The organism is Nostoc sphaeroides (assembly GCF_003443655.1).
Taxonomy (GTDB): domain Bacteria; phylum Cyanobacteriota; class Cyanobacteriia; order Cyanobacteriales; family Nostocaceae; genus Nostoc; species Nostoc sphaeroides.
In genome coordinates this window covers 4,940,704-4,961,426 of record NZ_CP031941.1, presented here as the reverse complement: position 1 = coordinate 4,961,426, position 20,723 = coordinate 4,940,704, and the positions used below count along the sequence as shown (strand labels likewise).

The 20,723-nt window shown below is 42.8% G+C and carries 13 protein-coding genes and 2 pseudogenes; 5 read left to right on the top strand and 10 right to left on the bottom strand.

The genetic code is table 11. The features are described from left to right. Nucleotides 1–537: 537 nt before the first annotated feature. From D1367_RS22080 to D1367_RS22050, 7 genes and pseudogenes are all read right to left on the bottom strand, one after another. On the bottom strand, nt 538–1,008 hold the full coding sequence (locus tag D1367_RS22080; RefSeq protein ID WP_118168261.1) for an N-glycosidase: 471 nt from the start codon (nt 1,006–1,008) through the stop codon (nt 538–540). A gap of 107 nt (nt 1,009–1,115) precedes the next feature. Continuing rightward, nucleotides 1,116–1,283 (bottom strand): annotated as a pseudogene (locus D1367_RS22075) (ATP-binding protein); the annotation flags it as partial. A 255-nt stretch (nt 1,284–1,538) separates the two neighbouring features. Continuing rightward, on the bottom strand, nt 1,539–3,131 hold the full coding sequence (locus tag D1367_RS22070; RefSeq protein ID WP_118168260.1) for an iron uptake porin: 1,593 nt from the start codon (nt 3,129–3,131) through the stop codon (nt 1,539–1,541). 396 nt (nt 3,132–3,527) lie between these two features. Continuing rightward, nucleotides 3,528–4,526 (bottom strand): ABC transporter permease subunit, encoded by a 999-nt coding sequence (locus D1367_RS22065; RefSeq protein WP_118168259.1) that lies wholly within the window; start codon nt 4,524–4,526, stop codon nt 3,528–3,530. Further along, nucleotides 4,523–6,079 carry a sugar ABC transporter ATP-binding protein gene (locus tag D1367_RS22060; protein ID WP_118168258.1) on the bottom strand — a complete coding sequence of 519 codons (1,557 nt, stop codon included), beginning with the start codon at nt 6,077–6,079 and terminating at the stop codon, nt 4,523–4,525. The genes D1367_RS22065 and D1367_RS22060 overlap by 4 nt, the downstream gene beginning before the upstream one ends. A 514-nt stretch (nt 6,080–6,593) precedes the next feature. After that, nucleotides 6,594–7,619, bottom strand: a complete 1,026-nt coding sequence (locus tag D1367_RS22055; RefSeq protein ID WP_118168257.1) for an ABC transporter substrate-binding protein — start codon at nt 7,617–7,619, stop codon at nt 6,594–6,596. 1,333 nt (nt 7,620–8,952) lie between these two features. Next, nucleotides 8,953–9,055 (bottom strand): annotated as a pseudogene (locus tag D1367_RS22050) (IS5/IS1182 family transposase); the annotation flags it as partial. Between the two features lie 450 nt (nt 9,056–9,505). On the opposite strand from D1367_RS22050, the gene D1367_RS22045 reads away from it, so the two are divergent. From D1367_RS22045 to D1367_RS22030, 4 genes are all read left to right on the top strand, one after another. Beyond that, nucleotides 9,506–10,510, top strand: a complete 1,005-nt coding sequence (locus D1367_RS22045) for a zinc-dependent alcohol dehydrogenase family protein (RefSeq protein ID WP_118168256.1) — start codon at nt 9,506–9,508, stop codon at nt 10,508–10,510. 9 nt (nt 10,511–10,519) lie between these two features. Next, the gene (locus D1367_RS22040) at nt 10,520–12,748 is read left to right on the top strand and encodes a pentapeptide repeat-containing protein (protein ID WP_118168255.1); all 2,229 of its coding nucleotides are present in this window, start codon (nt 10,520–10,522) and stop codon (nt 12,746–12,748) included. 842 nt (nt 12,749–13,590) lie between these two features. Beyond that, nucleotides 13,591–14,847 carry a hypothetical protein gene (locus D1367_RS22035; protein WP_118168254.1) on the top strand — a complete coding sequence of 419 codons (1,257 nt, stop codon included), beginning with the start codon at nt 13,591–13,593 and terminating at the stop codon, nt 14,845–14,847. Between the two features lie 499 nt (nt 14,848–15,346). Further along, nucleotides 15,347–16,708 carry a hypothetical protein gene (locus D1367_RS22030; protein WP_118168253.1) on the top strand — a complete coding sequence of 454 codons (1,362 nt, stop codon included), beginning with the start codon at nt 15,347–15,349 and terminating at the stop codon, nt 16,706–16,708. Here the strand turns inward: D1367_RS22030 and D1367_RS31110 are convergent. Continuing rightward, nucleotides 16,682–16,822, bottom strand: coding sequence for a hypothetical protein (locus tag D1367_RS31110; protein ID WP_181984919.1), 141 nt, complete (start codon nt 16,820–16,822; stop codon nt 16,682–16,684). The genes D1367_RS22030 and D1367_RS31110 overlap by 27 nt on opposite strands. Nucleotides 16,823–17,143: 321 nt before the next feature. Next, nucleotides 17,144–17,662 carry an acetolactate synthase small subunit gene (gene ilvN, locus D1367_RS22025; protein ID WP_118168252.1) on the bottom strand — a complete coding sequence of 173 codons (519 nt, stop codon included), beginning with the start codon at nt 17,660–17,662 and terminating at the stop codon, nt 17,144–17,146. A 606-nt stretch (nt 17,663–18,268) separates the two neighbouring features. On the opposite strand from ilvN, the gene D1367_RS22020 reads away from it, so the two are divergent. Beyond that, nucleotides 18,269–18,637: a BON domain-containing protein gene (locus D1367_RS22020; RefSeq protein ID WP_118168251.1), complete on the top strand. Its 369-nt coding sequence runs from the start codon at nt 18,269–18,271 to the stop codon at nt 18,635–18,637. A gap of 146 nt (nt 18,638–18,783) precedes the next feature. On the opposite strand, the gene D1367_RS22015 is transcribed toward D1367_RS22020, so the two are convergent. After that, nucleotides 18,784–19,689 (bottom strand): alpha/beta fold hydrolase, encoded by a 906-nt coding sequence (locus D1367_RS22015; RefSeq protein ID WP_118168250.1) that lies wholly within the window; start codon nt 19,687–19,689, stop codon nt 18,784–18,786. Nucleotides 19,690–20,723 lie beyond the last annotated feature (1,034 nt).

Genomic DNA, 20,723 nt, shown 5'->3' with positions numbered 1-20,723 from the left:
ACTGAACAATGCCTTGATTTTCATCCGATTTCCAGAAATTCTTGCTACAAATGTGTTGCTTGGGGCGTACAGATGTTGCAAATATCTTTGAAAATGGATCGGAGGATATTTGAAAAGGATCAGATGTTTTGCTTGTTTTCTCTAACCCTTCTCCAGTGGGTTTAGTGAGGTATCAATTTTTTGTTGTATTATCAAATACTTTCAAAAGCTCCTTTCCAGTCTAAAATTAAGAAAATCTTAATCATTTATATCTATCAATTTTATATTCTCAATGATTAAACCATTGCAGTAATTTTACTTAAATTAATGAATTAAAAATTACGTTAAATTAAAAATATTTTTTTACCATTTTTGCCCATTAATTCAGTTCTTAAAATTTTTTCAAATAAATAACTAAATTATGTTGAATGTAACTATAGCAATCCGATTTGATTCCTGAATTACTCGTAGGGACTGGGGACTGGGGACTGGGAAGAAGGCAATAAAGGTGTACTGAGTTTTTTTCACGCAATCAAATATGAGTCCTGTATGATGAAATTATTCGTAAATTCCCGTTAAAGATAGTAAATTACGGATTTCTTCACGCACACTCATAAGAGTTTTACCGAGATGGTTAAGACCTGCTCTATTAGCACCACAGCCCCAAAAAGAATCCGTTGGGGAGTTTTCAACCAAAATCTCATCGCCAGTCTTCAGGAGAACTTCTCTAATATCACTATGAGTGATAAACTTTTTGAGGACAGCTTCTCGCATAATTTCCGTTTTGACCAAATCCCAGTCTCGACGGAGTTGGCGAGTGCTACACCTTCCCAATGCGGCAGCTTCTTCTGGGGTTGCGGCAGCATGGATGAGGGGTATAATTGCCGCATCTATGCTGCCAACAAATTTTTGCGCTTGATAATAATGCTCAACCGTTGGCCAGTAAGTACTCTGGATATGGATTCCGTGGGGAGAAAAGTTAGAAAAACAGCCATAAGGCTGCCAAACCTTATAAAAATAAATGGTCATTTGAAAATTGCTCTTTTATATATCAATTTTATAGGAGTTAGGAGTTAGGGGTTAAGAGTTAGGAGTTAGGAGTTAGGGGTTAAGAGTTAGGAGTTAGGAGTTAGGAGTTAGGGGTTAGGGGTGAACGCTGTTTGACCAAAAGATGTTGAGTCAAGGGTGAGATCGCCATGATGGCCCCTGGCAATTTCACGGGCTAGGCTCAGTCCCAGTCCGATGCCTTCTATCTTGCGGGTTCGAGCCGGATCGCCGCGATAGAAGCGGTCAAAAATGCGATCGCATCTGAGTGGGAACCGCTATAAGGAAAAAATTAAATTATACCAATTTGAAAAAAGAATGCGACAAATAGACCATTTGTAGAGACGCGATTCATCGCGTCTTTACCCAAGGATGTATTGCAATCATTAATTGAATTGGTATTATCCATTAATCTTGATGAGTTCGTAGTAAGCACAAAGCGTGCTTAAAATTCCAGGACTAAAGTCCTTACTACAGACAGCACTCTGTTGGTAAAGCAAACCATTCACATTCGGTTAAAAATCGAAGGTTGTGCGAATCACACCCACATACTGCGTATCATTCCTGCTGTCGTTTTCTGGGTTGAGAATCACCCAAAAACCAGGAGTAACTGAGATATTATCATTTAGTCGATAGCGATAGAATGCTTCGATATGATAAGCGTTATCTCGATCTTGCCGGACATCACTGTTAGAAACACGCGGCGGTATCCCAAAGAGAATTCCCGGTAAGTTACCCCTACCACCCACATCGGGAAACGACATACCGATCGCCCCAAACCAGACATTGGCATTGTCCCCACTGTTCACAAATAGAGAATCTGTTCCACCCCTACCATTAGAAATATCACTCAAACCAGAGTTTTCGGCATTTGCCCAAATATATCCACCCCAAGCGTGGATTTGAAAATTCGGGGAGAAGCGATAGAATCCCTGTGCGCCAACAATATCGTTGGAAGTAGCAATATTATTACCAAAGGGAGCGTTTGATAATGCGCTACCCGTCCCAGCTGCGACATCGACGACTCCAGCAGGGCTATAGCCATGAGAGTAGGCAACACCGATCGCTCCTTGCTCACCATAATAGGCTAAGTGCGCCAGGGCGTTGTAGCCACCATCAAACAAGCCATTGCTAGCCGATGGGACATTGGGACTGCTGGCTAAATAGCCCAAGGTGAGAACTAAGTCTTTGGTAATGTTCCAGTTAGCGGCACCGCCCCCGCCACCTCGCCGGAATAAGGGACTATATGACCCAAATAGTGAGGGAACCCCATTGCCGTCATCTGCGATCGTGGGGGGAGTGACGGTGGTTGAAATATCGGTGTAACCAATGCCTGTAGGCCCAACAACGAAGTTAAGAGAATCACTGACTGGGAAGTAATAACGGATGTGGGGAACTAAAAGTGTATTGTTGCTGTCATAATCGAAGTTCAGGCGGGTCATTCCTGTACCTGTGGCGGCGGCAATTTGGCTTGTACCATTAGAATTCGCAAAGTTGCCAAATTCTAGCCGGACTCGCAATAAATCTTTCCCGGTAAAGCTACTCTCTAAGTTGAGACGACCCCGATTTGAAAAGTAGAGATTGGATTCATCGCGATCGCCACCTACTCTATTACCAAAGGTATCACTAACGGCGGTAATAATTTGAGCAGTCAGCCTAGTAGTAGTGGAAAACTGCTGTGCCTCCAATGTTGCTGTGTGTGCCTCTACGGTATCTACTCGCCCACGCAGAGTTGCCAGTTCTGCACCAAAGTCTTGCTGCAACTTTTGCAGCACTGCTAAGTCTTGCTTATTAACTAAATCGCTAGTAGATGTGGCAATTAACTCATTAATCCGATCCAAACAAGCATTTAAACCTGCGGCAAACTCATAACGGCTTAAGGCACGGTTCCCGCGATAGGTGGAATTAGGATAACCTGCAATACAGCCGTAGCGTTCCACCAGCGATTGCAATGCACCAAATGCCCAATCGGTTGGTTGTACATCAGAAAACTGGGAAACTGAGGTGACTTGTCCCTGCAAATTTCTATCATCTTCTGGAGATGCTGCCCAAACTGCTGGAATTGCCAAAAATAAAATAAAAAAGCTATGAAAAATAATTTTTAGCATTGGTTTATTACTTGATAATGGTTTTATTATGAATTTGTAAATAAACAACACATCCTTGGGTAAAGACGCGATGAATCGCGTCTCTACAAATGGTCTATTTGTCGCATTCTTTTTTCTAAATCACGACCTTTCGGGGAGAGGAATGGAAACGGGGTTCTTCAGAATCTACCGAACTCACATTAACGGAGTTCAAAGACTCATTAATGGAGTTCAGAGACTCATCTTTTATTCTTAATGCTCCATGCCCAATGCCCAATTCCCAAAGAAATTAACAAACTTTGGGGGTTTAAGTCCCCAGCAAGATAGGCAGCGCGTGAAAGTGTCGGGGTCTAAATCCCCGTCACAAAACGTAATTGCGAATTGCGAATGGGCGAAAAAGCGAATTGGTTTAATTCTCTACCGTCTAGAACGTCTGCGTAACCGATCAATGGTTACTGCCAAAATAATTACTAGACCTTTGACGACTAGTTGCCAGAAGTAAGATAGGTTCAACAAGGTTAAACCATTGTTGAGAATCGCAATGATTAATGCACCTAGAAGTGTGCCGCCTATAGTACCAATACCACCTGTGAAGCTGGTTCCACCAAGAATAACAGATGCGATCGCATCTAATTCGTAACCTTGACCTATGATGCCACTAGCACTATAAAGACGGCTGGCACTCATGATTCCTGCTAAACCTGCCAGTAATCCACTAATACCATAGACGAATAGCAAGACACGATTAACTTTAATCCCAGTTAATCTGGCTGCCCGCTCGTTACCACCGACGGCATATATCTGCACTCCTAAAACAGTTTGCCGCAGCACAAACCAGCTAACTATCACAGTCAGTAGCGCAATGATTACTAGCCAAGGAAATGGGCCAATATATGTATTACCCACCCAAGCAAAATTTATGTCACGGTTAATCAGCGTTGTCCCCTTGGCAACTAAAAAGGCAACACCCCGCAAGGCTGTAAGTGAACCCAGCGTCACAATAAAAGGTGGTACATCCAAAAAGGTGATGAGAGCGCCGTTGAGTAAGCCTAAAAACAATCCTGCTAGCAACGCAGCAGGCACAGCCGCCCAACTTAAAGCCGGCAGTAGTGATACCAGCAGGGCAACTACGGCAGAAACAGCTAATATTGACCCAACTGAAAGGTCAATACCTCCGGTGAGAATCACAAAGGTCATTCCTGTCGCCAGCACAATATTGATTGATGCCTGACGCAAGATATTAACGATGTTACCGCCGGTGAGGAAGTTGGGAGAAAGGAATGCAAATAAGATGCAGATTATTACTAGGATTGGCAGAATACCGGCAACTTCTAAGAGAGTGCTAATTGATTTCCGGTTGCCAGATGCGGGATTGTTGGCTACTTTATTGGCAGGCGGTCTGACTGTCTGACTCATGATTCTAATACCTCCGATGCTCCAGTTGCGTAGTGCATAATCTTTTCTTGGGTGATTTCTTGACCAAGGCTGCCGTCCAGTTCGCCTACCAGCTGCCCTTCTCGCATCACTAAGACGCGATCGCTCATGCCGACAATTTCTGCTAGTTCGCTGGAAACCATTAAAATAGCTACACCTTGTGCTGCTAATTCGCTCATAATTCGGTAAATTTCGCTTTTGGCACCGATATCTACGCCGCGTGTCGGTTCATCTAACATCAAAACTCTCGGTTTAATGGCTAACCAACGCGCTAGCATTAGCTTCTGCTGATTCCCACCAGAAAGATCCAGCGCTCTAATTTCCAAATTGGCTAGGCGGATGTTAAAGTTCTCTACCGCGTCTGTTGAGAGCCGATTAACTGAACCCCAGTTAACAACTCCAGCTTTTGCATCCTGCTTGAGTGTGTTGATGGCAATATTCTTGCGGGCGCTCATCTCCAGAAATAAACCTTGATCTTTGCGGTCTTCTGGGACGTAGCCAATTCCCGCCGCAATGGCATCACTGGGCGTATTAATTTCCAGTTTTTTGCCATTCAAGAATACTTCACCACTGGCTTTCCGGTCTGCACCAAAAATCAGCCGGGATAGTTCTGTGCGTCCGGCGCCAACCAGCCCCGCTAAACCCAGAATTTCTCCAGCATGAAGTTCAAAACTAGCCGGCTCAATCTTTTTGCGGGCGTCGCTCATATTTCTGACTGACAACACCACTGGGCCCGGATTCATTTGCCGTTGATGTTCATAAAAGTCTTGCATGGAGCGACCGACCATCATTTGCACCAATCGTTGGGGAGAAATTTCACTGCGTGTCAGACTGCCAATATATTGACCATCGCGCAGTACGCTAATCCGGTCAGCTAGGGCATAGATTTCTTCCATGCGATGGCTGATGTAGATAATGGCAATGCCATCACGCCGCAGTTTGCGAATTACCTCAAATAAATGCTCACTTTCGCGGTCAGATAGGGCTGCTGTTGGTTCATCCATTACCAAAACGCGGCTTTTGTCTTTCAACGCCCTGGCAATTTCGACTTGCTGCTGTTCTGCGATCGCTAAGGTACCAACTATAGTTTGCGCTGTAAAATTAGCTCCAAGGCTTTCTAGCACTTCTTCGGCTTCGAGTTGCATAGCTTTGCGGTCTAAAAGCTGACCTCGCCGCAACTCCGTACCCATAAACATATTTTCGGCAACGGTTAAATTCGGTGCAACATTCAGTTCTTGATAAATGAGATTAATCCCCGATTTCCGTGCTGTCGCCGGATCGGTAATTTTCAGGGGTTCACCATTGATGCGAATTTCTCCTTCATCGGCAATGTAAGCCCCAGCCAGGATTTTCATCAATGTGCTTTTGCCTGCTCCGTTTTCACCCATGAGGGCGTGAACTTCTCCTGGATAAATCGTCAGATTAACATTTTGCAGCGCAGATACACCATGAAATCGTTTTGTAATCCCTTGCATTTCTAATACAGGGGTGATGCTTGGTGCATCAGGAAATGAGGTTTCAATAGTTGTTGTCATGAGCAGAATCTCTAAAAACAATTAAAAAATCGGTATTGTGAGTTAGAAATCAATAAACTCACATTTGATGTCAATAGGACTTACGCAATAACTCTCTGAAACTCTTATTCCTTTGTGTCCTTTGCGCCCTTCTCCCAAGGGGAGACGCTGCGCGAATGCAGTTCGTTTTTTCATTATTTTGCGTAAGTCCTGGTGAAATTAAAACAATTCGCTTTTTCGCCCATTCGCAATTCGCAATTACGTTTTGTGACGGGGATTTATACCCCGACACAAAACGCGCTGCCTGTCTTGCTGGGGACTTAAACCCCCAAAGTTCGTTAAAATCATCACAAAATCATGTTTTAAAAACCGACAACTATCTTGGAAACTTCTAAACGTCGTCTTTTAACATTTAGAAATTTTTGCAAATGCACATATATACATCATGGGTATGTGCAAAAACTCTGTCAATGCATCAAAAGACTCAACTCAGATTAGAAATAATTTTTAATTGCAAATTCACAATTTTTATTATTTACCAGCCTTTTTCTGTGCTGACATTATCTTTTGTGATCAACTTAACTGGAATCAGAATGGTTGGATTAGCAGGTTTTTTACCATTTAAGATGTCGTTCCCAACCTGAACTGCTTTTTGGGCCATTCCTCGGGGATTTTGAGTAGCAGTTGCGGCATATAAACCATCTTTAGCTGCGATCGCAGTGATTGCTTCTGGCGCACCATCAACCCCTACAATAAAGAAATCTTTACGTTGTGCTTGCTTTGCTGCTAGTTCTGCGCCAAGTCCACTCGGATCGTTAATAGCAAAAACAGCATCAATTTTCGGAAAGGTTGTGAGCAAATCAGTCATAACTCTCAGTCCTCCATCCCGGCTACCATCTGCATTCTGGTTTTGAGAGAGGATTTTGATATTGGGATATTTAGACAATACATTCTCGCAGCCACTAACTCGCTGAATTACTGAGTCCACTGGCGGCCCATTAACTATTACTACATTGCCTTTACCTTTAAGGCGGTCAGCAATATATTTGCAACTAACTTCTCCAGCCTGGACATTATTAGTAGTGATGGTGGCATCCACACCTCCCTCTGCACCTGTGTCTACAGCAATGACAATTCTACCTGCTTGTTTTGCTCTTTCAACTATTGGTCTAATTCCACGTTTATCAGCAGCATTTAAAACAATGACATCAGTATTCGCAGCCGTAAAATTTTCAATTTGATTGGCTTGTTGGTTGAGGTCATAGGCACTGGAAGCTACAATAATGTTGACATCTTTTCCGCCAATTCTCTTCGCTTCTGCCTCAACTGCTTGTCCCATAACGACGAAGAAAGGGTTACTTAGATCGCCAACGGTGAAGGCAACCGATCGCAACTTTCTATTCCCAGTGGCAATTTTAGTTTCTGCACTAATATTGGTAGCAGGTTTAGTATCAGTGTTAGCAGCAGTGTTGCCATCGGGAGAACTATTTGTACAGCCTATAACACTGCCACTAATAATACCTAGTATGCTAGCTGCGATCGCAATCTTTCTCACATTCATATATCTCCTAAAAGTCATTTTTATTTATACCGAAATTATCAAACAGAATTCAGGAGTCAGAAGTCCGAATGGGCTAAACCTTAGCTATCCGCTGACAGAATTAATTTTGACCGAAAAAGCGGAAAGCGAGTCTTGCCTACGGCACGCTTTAGCGCAACGAGCGTCTGAATAATCTGATTTGAATTAGCGCTATTAATTAGCCTAAATTATTTGGTTTTTTAAAGCAAAACTATGAGCGCTACACTAATTTAAAAAATCACATTTTTTTGTGAAAATACATTTGGAACCGTGTGTAATAAAAACAGCTTTTAACTAAAATTAGTAGAAACTGATATTATCAGATTTGGAAATTTGTATTTCCTTTTAGATTATTTTAGTTTAACCCGCATTATTGCAAATATGATCCCAGTTTATCGAACTTTACAAAGTCAAAAAACTATTCTATCTCTATGGAGTTTCAGGTTTTGCCATTAGAGAATTGGCGAGAATTAATTAATTTTCAGCCAAAGTATACTTTAATAAACTTAATATATTTAACTCAAGCCTAGTTGAAAAAAGTTAATCCTTTAGATGGAAAATATTTGTTTTTAAATCTATCTTTTAGGGGTAGAAAGATATGGACTATTACCATGTATAAAAATCCTTTTGTCTGATTTTCGGAGTTTACTCAAATATGCCTAAACCTGTATTGAACTTATTTTTGCACACGTATGCAAAATGTATATTAAGTTTTTTTTCATAATTGCACATGTGTGCAAACACTTCTTCCTTCAAGAATTAAAGCATTTGTGCGATCGCTAATTCTCAGAGATTTTGATGCCTTTTCAATAGCGATCGCAGCTATACACATATGTGGATAGCTGTAGTAAATATAATAAGCTCATCTTTTATTCTACACACTCGTGCAAAGTTAATATTTTTGTCAACTTCACTCACAGAAGTGTTAGAGGATGTTTGAAAAGTTTTTCAGGGTTAAAAATTATGCCAATCGCCTCACCATAATGCGTATCATTGCAAGATAAGGGACTTCCAAGTAAAAAAATATTCCATTGCTATTGTTCACTGTTGACCGTTGACGGTTCACGAGTTTTCAGTCAACCAATTGGAGATTGCCGATTGTAGATTGGAGATTGACTGCACCCACCTTTCTATGCAGCATTATGATAGGAGATTGTAGATTTCAGATTTATTCCGCCCACCAGGGGCGGGGCTTGTACCGAATTCAATCTGCTTTTCTTTCCTCTACAATCTGCAATCTTCTGTGTCAAAAGAGATATCTTTTGATGGGACTGTTTGACCCGTTTGAGAACTTGTTTTCCTCCTTCTCGTTCACCCACATTGGCTGCGGTGACTAAAACCCTCAACACTAATCCCAAGGTATCGACGGTCATAAATCCTTTACGTCCTTTGGTCTTTTTACCTGCATCAAAACCAATCAATTTATATTGCTCTAAACTCAGGTTGCTCTTGTATGCTTTACTCATACCACTCTCTCCGTGCTGTTTATTATCTATTCACAGCGTATACTGAGAGAGCTTTTTTACAACGTTCCCCACTTTTCAAACAACCTCTTAGATTCGTCCTGAGGCTGATTCGTATCTGCCTGGGCATATCGGCTTAAAACTTGATTGGCATCCATATTGGCTTGCCTCGCAACGAGTAGCGTTGTCGCTGTATATCTTTTATTATAGCTATGTTTCGGAATATTTAGTTTTATTTCAGATTATCGATAAATAGTTGACTTTTTCCATATCTACCTTTATGAAATTGTGGCTCTTGCGCTTTGTCGCCAGACATCGCAGTTTTCCCTCAGACATAACTTTGTGTCCACCCTCTTGCGCTAAAGTTGCAAATAAACGTGCATCTAAAGCCAGGAGGAAAGAGTTGTGAAAGCAGTCTTGATGACAACAGCTGGCAGTCCCGAAGTTCTGCAAATACAAGAAGTGCCAAACCCTGCTGTTTCAGGGAATACTGAACTTTTAGTGCGTTTGGTGGCGGCTGGCATTAACCCCATTGACACTAAACTTCGTAGCCGAGGCAGTTTCTACCCCGATCGCACGCCGACAATTTTAGGATGTGATGGTGCTGGTATAGTCGAAGCGGTGGGTGCTAGTGTTCAGCGTTTTCGCCCAGGCGATGAGGTATATTTTTGCTACGGTGGCTTGGGCGCACACCAAGGTAATTATGCTGAATATACCGTTGTGGATGAGCTATTTGTAGCACGTAAACCCGCGTCTATCTCCTTTGCCGAAGCAGCAGCAGCGCCTTTAGTCTTAATCACCGCCTGGGAAGCTTTATACGAACGGGGACGATTGGAACCTGGGGAAAGAGTTTTGATTCATGCGGGTGCTGGTGGTGTCGGGCATGTAGCAATTCAATTGGCGAAACTCAAAGGTGCTACTGTTTCCACCACAGTGGGTTCTGAAGAAAAAGCTGATTTTGTCAAACAACTAGGTGCAGATCATGTAATTTTTTACAAACAAACAGACTTTGTACAAGCAGCATTAGATTGGACAAACGGCGAAGGCGTAGACTTGGCTTTTGATACCGTAGGCGGCGAAACCTTTCACAAAACTTTCCCCGCAGTGCGAGTATATGGTGATATTGTGACGATTCTCGAACCAGATGCCAATACTGTTTGGAAAACTGCTAGACAACGCAATCTCCGCATTGGTTTAGAATTGATGCTCACACCAGCGTTGCTAGGATTAGAACAAAGCCTCCAACACCAAGCAGAAATTCTCGAACAATGTGCCACCTGGATCGATGAAAACAAATTAAAAATTCATGTTAGCCACAAATTTCCTTTAAAAGAAGCAGCCAAGGCACACCAACTAATTGAAAGCGGTTCTGTGACAGGTAAAATTGTTCTACTCATTAGCGACGATTGATCGAACAATTTGCATAATTTATTTTTTAAACGCATAGGTACGCAGAGCTTAAACGCAAAGGTACACAGAGGGGTTTCTCTGCGCTCCTCTGCGCTTTCCTTAGCGTTCCTTTGCGTTTTTTTAACTCTCCTCTTCCTCCCCCTACCAACTTCAGCAGCACAAACGCAACCAGAACGCACACCCTTAACCCTAGAATTATTACAAGAACGTCTACGCACACCCACACTCCGCGAAGGCAATTTGACGGTAGATTTGCAAAAGATGGTGATTGATTTGCGCCCAGAAAACGCTAGCTTTCGTGATGCTTTTTACCAACTGATGCGAAAAGGACTAAATACAAAACCTCTGGGTTTAGACCTCAGCTATACCCTAATTTTAGGGGATTTTGTGGGCAGCGATTTAGGTTTAAGAACCCCCTTATACGCCCAAGCGATCGCTTCGATTTTCAGCGTCCCCGAACAAAAAGAACTAGAACTTTTGCGCTTAGTTTGTCTAGAGTCACTCACGAACTCCAAAGATTGCCGATCGCTTTTGGGAACCAAGTCAACTCCATCCAGTGAAATCGCGGTCTTTCGTGGTGTCTTAACACTAGTGCAAACTCGTTTCAATGGCGAAATGAAGTTCTCTAATACATTTTTTCTTCAGTCTGTGGATGCCCAAGGTGCAACTTTTCTCCAATCCACTAATTGGACTGAAACCCGATTTGCTCGTCCCGTCAGCTTTAGCGGTGCTAAATTCAAACAACCAAGCAATTTTCAGGGCAGTATTTTTTTTGAAAAAGCTAATTTTAAACAAACTCAATTTCAAGAAACTGCTGATTTTCAAGGCAGCATCTTTGAAAAGGTCGCCAACTTCAACCAAGCAAATTTTAAGCAATTGGCTAAATTTAATAGTGGGCAGTGGCAAGAAAATGCTGATTTTTCTGATGTCCGTTTTGCCAATCAAGCGCAGTTTACTAAAGCAAATTTTAATCAGTTCCTCCTTTTAACAGAAGCAACTTTTGAGCAAGCTGTCATATTTAGAGAAGTGGAGTTTAATAAATCGGTAAATTTGCAAGGTGCAAGCATTCTCAACCAAGCAGATTTTAGTGATGCGAGATTTTCTAAAGAAGCTTGTTTAAGCGTACCCGGTTTAACTTTTAACTCTAATCAAGCAAAAATTTTAGGTAATCCTGGTCAGATTGGTAAGATGTTTTGCATCCCGACATTGCAAGGTAATCAAAACATCTTGCGGAATTTGGGGCAAAATTTTCGTCAGCAACAACAAGTTGCCGATGCTAATGAACTGGAATACACAAAACAACAACTGCGATTAGTAGAAATGGGTCGCCGTTTGACGGCTACAAATATTAATAGTGCAAGTGTTGCAAGTTTGATTAACCTGGGTTTTTCTGCAACTCAAGCCGAAGCGATCGCCCAGCGTCGTCTGATAAAATCGTTTCGCAATAGCAGTGAGTTACTGACTTTAGCAGACATCGATTTAGAAAAATACACACAACTGAGTAAACGCTTAATTGTTGGTGAACCCCTTTCGATCATTGGGTGGTTACTGCAAGCTTGGAGTTGGTTGGGATTGAGTGTACTGCTGTTGTTGAGTGGCTACGGTACAAATTTTTGGTTAGTTTTTGGCGTGGGAGGAGTTGCGATCGCTTATTTCGGCTTACTATTTTGGCTAGTAGATCGCTATCGTCGGCTGCATCCTGTACCAATTATTCCCACATTTTACGAAACCATTTCGATATTAATGAGTTTTAGCGTTTTAGAATTATTGAGCTTACTAGCCATCTTTCGTAATGCTCAACAACCTTGGCTGACATTGGGGTGTCTTTTAATAATTATTGTACCCGTCCCAATAGCTTTATTGATTCGACTTTACCAACAAGGTCGTTATCACGATTTAATGGACGTTTCTTACTTCACAGAAGACGGCACATTTCGCCAGCTACGATTATTGATTGGACGTTTGCCAGTCATACCAAGGAATCAGACATTTCGGGAACGATATATGCCTCTGTTGTGCGATCGCCGTTGGAACTGGCTCAACTACTATGATTTTAGTCTCAACAATCTAGTTAAATTAGGATTTAACGACATTCGCCTGCGAGACGAACACTTACCTGGTATCATTTCTGCACTTGCTTGGTATCAATGGAGTTTGGGTTTAATTTACATCACGCTAGTTTTGTGGACACTTTCCCGCACAATTCCGGGTTTGAATTTGCTGATTTATCTGAAGTAATCCTTGCGCCTGAACTTTTTTTACTGCATTCCGTACTGGTGCTAAATAAGTCGGCACGATAAAATTAAGCTATGTTGAGTTTTATAAAAACCCTGGAACGATTTACTTATAAACCTCATCTAAGTTGAGAACCGTAGTTTTTGCCCTCACCCTAAATCCCTCTCCCAGATATGGGAGAGGGACTTTGAAATTATGGCTCCCCGAATCCCAGATTTGGGATTCGGGGTTGGGGGATGAGGGAAAATCCTTTTCATCACCAAAGAACTACAGGTTTCAAGATAGACGCGGTTTAGTCTCTTTCCTCAACTTATATTTTGTTGCATAAGGTGATTTTTAACGCCGACTTACTTAATATGGTGCAACGTATTGCAGGGTGCCAGTAACCGTGCTATTTATTGATATCAGTCTTGCGGTATAACGTTGGATAAAAGTGGTAAAACCCCGGATAAATGCAGATTAATTAAATATCTAAAAAATTGGCAAATTTATCAAAAGATTATTCATTGCAATTTAATATTTAAACAAAATTTTGTGTTTTTAACAAACATCTAAGTTAATTTTTCAAGTTATTTTATACAAAAATCTACAAGTTTGATAAATATACCAAAATATTTTTCATTGTCCTTCAAAATTAAATCATATAAATTGTAAGTGTGAAGTAGCATTGATTAAAAATTGATTATCTGCACCCTAATAAAGATAACCAAATAATCTAATAGCTACCAACTAGTTTTGCTAACAAAAAGACAGCAAATAAGTCACGAAATAAACTTAATTTCTGTCTATTTTATGTTGCGATGCTAGCAAGATTTTTATCCAAACAATAGCGAGGATTAATCCTAATGGCAGAAGATATGAGTAAGAGTGGTAGCGGTCAGTCCTCTACTAGTGGGAACGATGCGATTGGACAATTTGGACAATCACCCTTCGGTCGCTTGAAAGAAGTTATCCCTGAGAAAGACCTCCCCAAGATATTCAGTGGTGTTGGTAATCAAGAAGGTGGCGGTAGCCCATTTGGTGGTGGCGGTGCTGGCGGCGGTGGCAGTCAGCCTGATTTACCCTATGGCGGTAATCCTTTCGCTGGTGACAACTTCTGGAATATCTTTGCAGGTGGTGTAAACCCATCCGCCCCATCCGCAGCAGGCGGTGGTAGCTCACCCGCACGCGGCAACCCATTTGCAGGTGGTGGTAGCTCACCCGCAGGCGGCAACCCATTTGCAGGCGGTGGTAGCTCACCCGCAGGCGGCAACCCATTTGCAGGTGGTGGTAGCTCACCCGCAGGCGGCAACCCATTTGCAGGCGGTGGTAGCTCACCCGCAGGCGGTAACCCATTTGCAGGTGGTGGTAGCTCACCCGCAGGCGGCAACCCATTTGCAGGCGGTGGTAGCTCACCCGCAGGCGGCAACCCATTTGCAGGTGGTGGTAGTTCACCCGCAGGCGGCAACCCATTTGCAGGCGGTGGTAGCTCACCCGCAGGCGGCAACCCATTTGCAGGTGGTGGTAGTTCACCCGCAGGCGGCAACCCATTTGCAGGCGGTGGTAGCTCACCCGCAGGCGGCAACCCATTTGCAGGTGGTGGTAGCTCACCCGCAGGCGGCAACCCATTTGCAGGCGGTGGTAGCTCACCCGCAGGCGGCAACCCATTTGCAGGCGGTGGTAGCTCACCCGCAGGCGGCAACCCATTTGCAGGCGGTGGTAGTTCACCCGCAGGCGGCAACCCATCCGCAGGTGGTGGTAGCTCACCCGCAGGCGGCAACCCATCCGCAGGTGGCAGGGACCCTTTGACTGGTGCTAGTAGCCAGACCTATGGTATTAGCACAACTGAAATACCGGACGGGTTCACTTTGAGAGCTACTATTGACAAGCTAATTGACTCAAGGCTTGACAAAGAATTGGGTGGTGGACAAACCCCATCATTTAATAGCGGACAAGGACAAAACCCATTATTTGGTGGTATTGGTGGTAGTAGTCCAACCTCATCATTTGGTGGTGGCGATCAAAACTTGCCATTTGGTGGTGGAGATCAAAACTCGCCATTTAGTAGCGGTCAAATCCCATCATTTGGTAGTGGTCAAACCCCGTCATTTCCCGGTCAATAAATCCCGTTCGCTTAATAGAATGATTGCGAAAATCAGCAGATAAATAAAGGAGAACAATAATGAGTTCTTCAGTACATAGTATGCTAGTACAGCTTTGGCGCAAATAAACATACCATTCGATAAAGCTGAAAAGCATGTATTATCAGTGATGTGCCTTCTGCCTTATTGTACTAGTTTGCTATTTTACGCCCTATAACTCTTTAGAGCTGATTCATAAAGAAAATCTTAAGGAAACTAAAATCATTACTAGGTCTGAGTTTCAGCGAATAAGTGCATTACTGGCTCAAATTCCTGAAACGCCTACAAGACAAGTACTTTACTTGAGTTTACAAATTAGCTCTTACAGGTAAAAATCGAGGCAATGTTTTCTGTTACTTTGACAGTCAGATGATTAAAGCCTTTATTTTAGAGATATTTTGGGTTGAGCAAATTCATAATTAGTATAAAAGGTGCTGAATACCCCATAATTTTTTAACTAAAAATAGGAGAATTACTACCAATGGAAGAGTCTGCTGTCAATCCCATTAATAGTGGATTTAATCCCTTAAGTGCAGATGGCGTTAGCAACCTGTATAGCGGTAGTTCCTTTGCTGCCAATGGCAGTTTGTCTCCTGAAACCAGCCTGTTGACCGGTGGTAGCAACTTGTTATTAGGTAACGGTAACAATTCCATTCCAGGTGGCGGTATTAACCCGTTTGCAGGTGATGGTGGCAGTGGGCTTCAGAAATTAATCTTTGATCGATTAAAGTTAGTTTTGGGTGATAACTTTTTCAAGGATATTAACAGTACATTGGCAGGAGGTAGTAACCCGTTTGCAGGAGGTAGTAACCCGTTTGCAGGAGGTAGTAACCCGTTTGCAGGAGGTAGTAATCCGATCGCGGGTGGCGCTAGTAACCCATTTGCAGGTGGTGGTAATCCGATCGCGGGTGGCGCTAGTAACCCATTTGCAGGCGGTGGTAATCCGATCGCAGGTGCTGGAAGTCTGCTTCAACAATCGCCTTTCGATCCGTTGAAAGAAGTCCTTGGTAATAATTTACCCTTTAGTAATGGTGGGAATACATCTAATCCTGGTAGCCAACGCTTTAATGAGGGCAATGCACCAGTTGGTAAAGGTAACAAGAACCTTGGTGATAATAACGCAACTATTGGTAATTTTAACTCCGATTATGGCAGTAACAGCGCAACCATTGGCAATGGTAACTGGAACTTTAATAATGACAACGCAACGATTGGTAATGGCAACTGGCTATTTGGAAAGAATAACACAACCCTTGGTAACGGCAATTGGTATTGGGACGACGGAAGTAATAATTCAACATTAGGTAATGGTAATTGGCACTTCGGCAGTGACAACGCAACAATTGGAAACGGCAATTGGGATTTTGGTACAAATAACACAATTATTGGTAATGGTAACTGGGTTTTTACCAGTGGAAATGAAATTATTGGTAATGGCAATTGGTTAGCGAATACTGACAATACAAAAATTGGAAACGTCAATAATCTCAGCAGTTTACAGTTATCCCCACTAGGGATCAAAACTGATGTTAACAATCTGATTGACTCTCTTATAGGTAAAATAGGTCAAAATTTTCTTGGCTTCACAGGAGATTTTGATGAATCGAGTAGCCAAACCTTTAACCGCCTCATCTCTTCTAGAAGTGTTGGTAATGATACTGATATATCTGTCGATATTGAGCAACTTTTGGCATCACTCAGCCCAATTCAAGGAAATTTCATCAATTATCAGCCTGTGCAAAACCCTCAGCCTGTCCCAGAATCTGCTTCTTCAGCGCCGTTGGTAGTAATGGGACTCGTGTGTTTGCTGTTGTCACTATTCAAAAAACAACAACACTGTTAGAGGATGTTTGAAAAGTGTCAGTTTGAGCCTTAAATGCAACTCCGAGAAGCGATCGCAATTCCCATAACCCTCATTATCTCGTTCAACTTCTCGATAGCCAGAGTAGTCAAACATACCTTAGATGACTTTTCAAACATCCTCTTAGCGTAAATTCAATCCTTCTAAGCTGATTGCGATCGCACTACAAAGTTAAATTAGGGAACTCCAAAAAATAAATTATCCAATATTGTGGGGTGGGCAACATGAGCGCCCAGTTTATATGGCTCTCGTGTCGCCCACCCCACAAGAGTTAATTGAATATTTTTTTATTTGGAAGTCCCTTAATCCGTCAGCCGCCTTGTTAATGCGTGGGAGTTAATTGACTTAAAACTATGTCAAATTATTTACATCAGAGCAAGCTCTCGAAAAGCGGGGAGGGGGTTCTTAATTTACCAACTAAACTTTTGCTTCCAAAGACTTGAGTAATTCGGTATTCACACCCGATTCACGAGTCAGAGCAACTTTGCCAGTGCGGGCGATTTCTTTCAAACCAAATTTTTGCAACACTTGTACGATCGCCACCATTTTACCTGGATCTCCCACAACTTCTAAAGTGAGAGAATCTTCCGCCACATCCACGACTCGCGCCCGGAAAATCTGAGACAGTTCGATCACTTCTGAGCGATTGCTGGTACTAGCATTCACTTTCAAAAGCATCAATTCCCGCTCGACGCACGGAGTTTCGGTAATATCTTGTACTTTAAGAACATTGACTAACTTGTATAGTTGCTTGGTGAGTTGCTCGATAATGCGATCGTCACCAGGGATAACCATCGTAATTCGAGAGACTCCTCCTTGTTCAGCAGGGCCAACAGCAAGGCTTTCAATATTAAAGCCGCGACGGGCGAATAAACCAGAAATGCGGGAAAGAACGCCCGCCTCATCTTCTACCAGAACTGAAAGGGTATGTTTCATCTTCGCCAACAGAGGCTAGCACAGGATTTGAGGAACGCAGACACTATTGACACTCTCCGGGCTGAAGCCACGGAGATTCTTGGTTCAACGAGTCCACTTAGATGAGACCCCTTGCGGTATCTCACCCAGAGGTGGTTCTCTCCTCAAGCGTTAACTTTCGGTATGCCCTACCGTAGTTGGATGACTCCAAAATTTTGAAGTGTAAATACTGGTCGTCTAGTCCCCATGAAAATTTTACCTATTCCTGGAAAGGAGCTAGAACTATGGAATAGAACCCCATATTTTCAATTGTCAAGGTGCAGCGTAGAGCCGTTAGGCAACATCGGGTTTTTAAACAGGTTGATTACCCTTCCTGTCAACTGATTTTAACATCAAAGCACCCTTGCATAGTGCAGCTAGCTTTCATTACCAGCAATCAAGTCCGAAAAACGCAACGATGTTGCTGTTTCTCAGGTGTTTTCAGCGTCTTTCTTAGAAAAAATTGGGTAAAAATCATTCTGCAAGGAGGGATTTCATTGAATACATCTCTTTTCTTTGGCAGATGCGGCATTTTTGGGAAGCTTTTATACTCAGATTTGATTAACCGAGAATAGGACAAAAGTTTTTATGGGTTGGTTACAAAGATTATTTGGAATGGAAAAACCTCAAAATGCCGAAGTAAATCCTACTCCGCAGTCAATAGCGCAAACTCCTAGTACTAACACTGCTCCTACTGCTACTCAATCAATACCCCCAGAACGTCTGGGATTAAGCGGCGAATATGACCAAAGTGGGTTGGCAAAGCGGGTAGCGTTGGCATTTGATCAAGACCCCCAACTGGATGATGTTAATACCCTTTGGGTTGCTCAGACTGGTAGCACTGTGGTATTGAAAGGTAAAGTTCCCAGTCAAGAAATTCTCAACAAGATGGTTTCTGTAGCTCGTTCTGTGAATGGGGCTACAGATGTTGACACAAACCAAGCCACGATTGGCTAGGTTTGAAGCAATTCAAAATTCAATAGTGGCTGCGATGCCTACGGCGGGCTACGCCTACGCATCCATTGCATAATATTTAGGGTGTTAGCAAAGGTTGGCGATGCCTGGGGCGGGCAACTCTTGGAGAGGCTACGCCAACGCCTACGCTAACCCCACCCCTCAATCCAATCTAAAATAGCTTGGTTGACTTGTTCAGGACATTCATCATGGGGACAATGGCCCACATTTTCTAAATTCAGCACTTCCAATTTCTCGTTGTACTGGGCAAATTGGCTAGCAAGGGCTGGAGGAACAAACCGATCCTTTTGTCCCCAAATTAACAACATCGGAATTGTTAAGGTTGGTAATACTTTCTTGACACTGGGACTAAAGTTAATACCGAGCGTAGCTTTAAACAAAGCACTAAAAGCTCTGGCGGAACCTCTATCTTGGGGAGGCCCTGCTAAAATTTCTATAAGTTCATCGGTAATCGCCTCTGGGTTAGCGTAGGCCAAACCTGCCCAGCTACGCAGCACCCCAGGACGACGCACGAAGTTAAATACAGGTTTAAGAATTAATGGCGAAGCGACAATATTTTTAATTGCTCTGACAAGGGGTTGCAGTATAGGCGGAATAGCTTCTTGTTCTAGTGAAGGGTCGGGTAAACTCATCATCACCATACCCAGCACCATATCGGGATGAGTGGCGGCGGCGGCCATCGAAATCAGTGAACCGTTAGAATTGCCCACCAAAATCGCTGGTTTACGGATAAATGTTTTCCAGAAATCGTAAACCTGCTCAACCCAGAGTTCGATGCTGTAATTAGCTGCGGCTTTTTCAGAAGCGCCAAAACCCAGCATATCGATGGCGTAAACTGTGTGATATTCAGCCAAAACTTCTAAATTATGTCGCCAATGCCCAATAGAAGCGCCAAAGCCATGTAGCAATATCAGGGGTGTTGTTTTGTGGTGATTTTGGCGAGGGCGAATGTAAGTGTAGCGAGTTTGCCAGCCGCGCCATACCCAATCTCTTTGATTACCAACCCGTTCTTGCCAGTGTAGTGTAGTGGTCACAGTCTGCTTTAATTCATCAGCGTGGAAATACTATTATAAAACTTTGATTTTTCACCTGATGTGGATAAACTAACGCGAAACTTAACAAGAACAGCCCCTTCCTTACAAGGGAATGGCAGTAAAGTTCAAAGCCTCTCCCCTCTCTGAGGCTATGGTGTACACAAAAGTCTTGCCGCAGGCATATCTTTATTCATAAATCTCGCACTGCGTTTCTATCCCGCCTCGGAATGAATTCCGAGTCTCATAGCTGAAGTCCACTCAAGTGGACTAATACCATTATTTTAACCACATTTTTTGTAGGGGCACAGCAATGCTCATACGTGTCAACTTAAGCTAAAAATCGCTTATCTGTTGGCGAACTCACCCGCCCGTAAATCTTTCACCCAACGCTGCGGTTGTGCTTTTATGGCGTTGCATAAATCCGGGATCAATTGGCGGTTGAAACCATTGGAAATTCGTTATCAATTGTGCGAAATTATCCCCTAATTCAGCAACGCCCCTTTTATTAGTCCACTAAGCGTGGACTTTGGCTATTAGCCAGAGATTAAAATCTCTGGCGGGTGAGTGGGTAAGTGAAAACTTCACTGCAACTCTCTCGCTGATAGCCACCGCATCTATATAATTAAATTGATCAGCGCTTTTTGACTAGAAATACTACTAGGTTTACTGGATGTAAGGTAATATGTTACATTAGTTTTGCTAGATGTCCTGCATCTGTAAGCTTAGTATTCTGGAGATATGATGTTGCTCCATGCGATCGCCTACGGTGGGCGGTTACGCGATCGCCAAAGGTATTGCTAAATAATTGTAATAATATTTAATATGAGTCTAGGTTGTGTAATTTAGATTAACTATTGCAAAGAAATTCTCAGAGACTTAGTAGAATGACAAATACAAGGAGGCAACTATTTTATGGATTAGTTACTCTAGAACTGTAGACTATGTTTTCAGTCCTGAGTTATTTCCGTATTTTGCCTCTGAGCCATACTAATCAAGACCACACCAAATCCTTCATTAAGAGCTCCCACAAATCA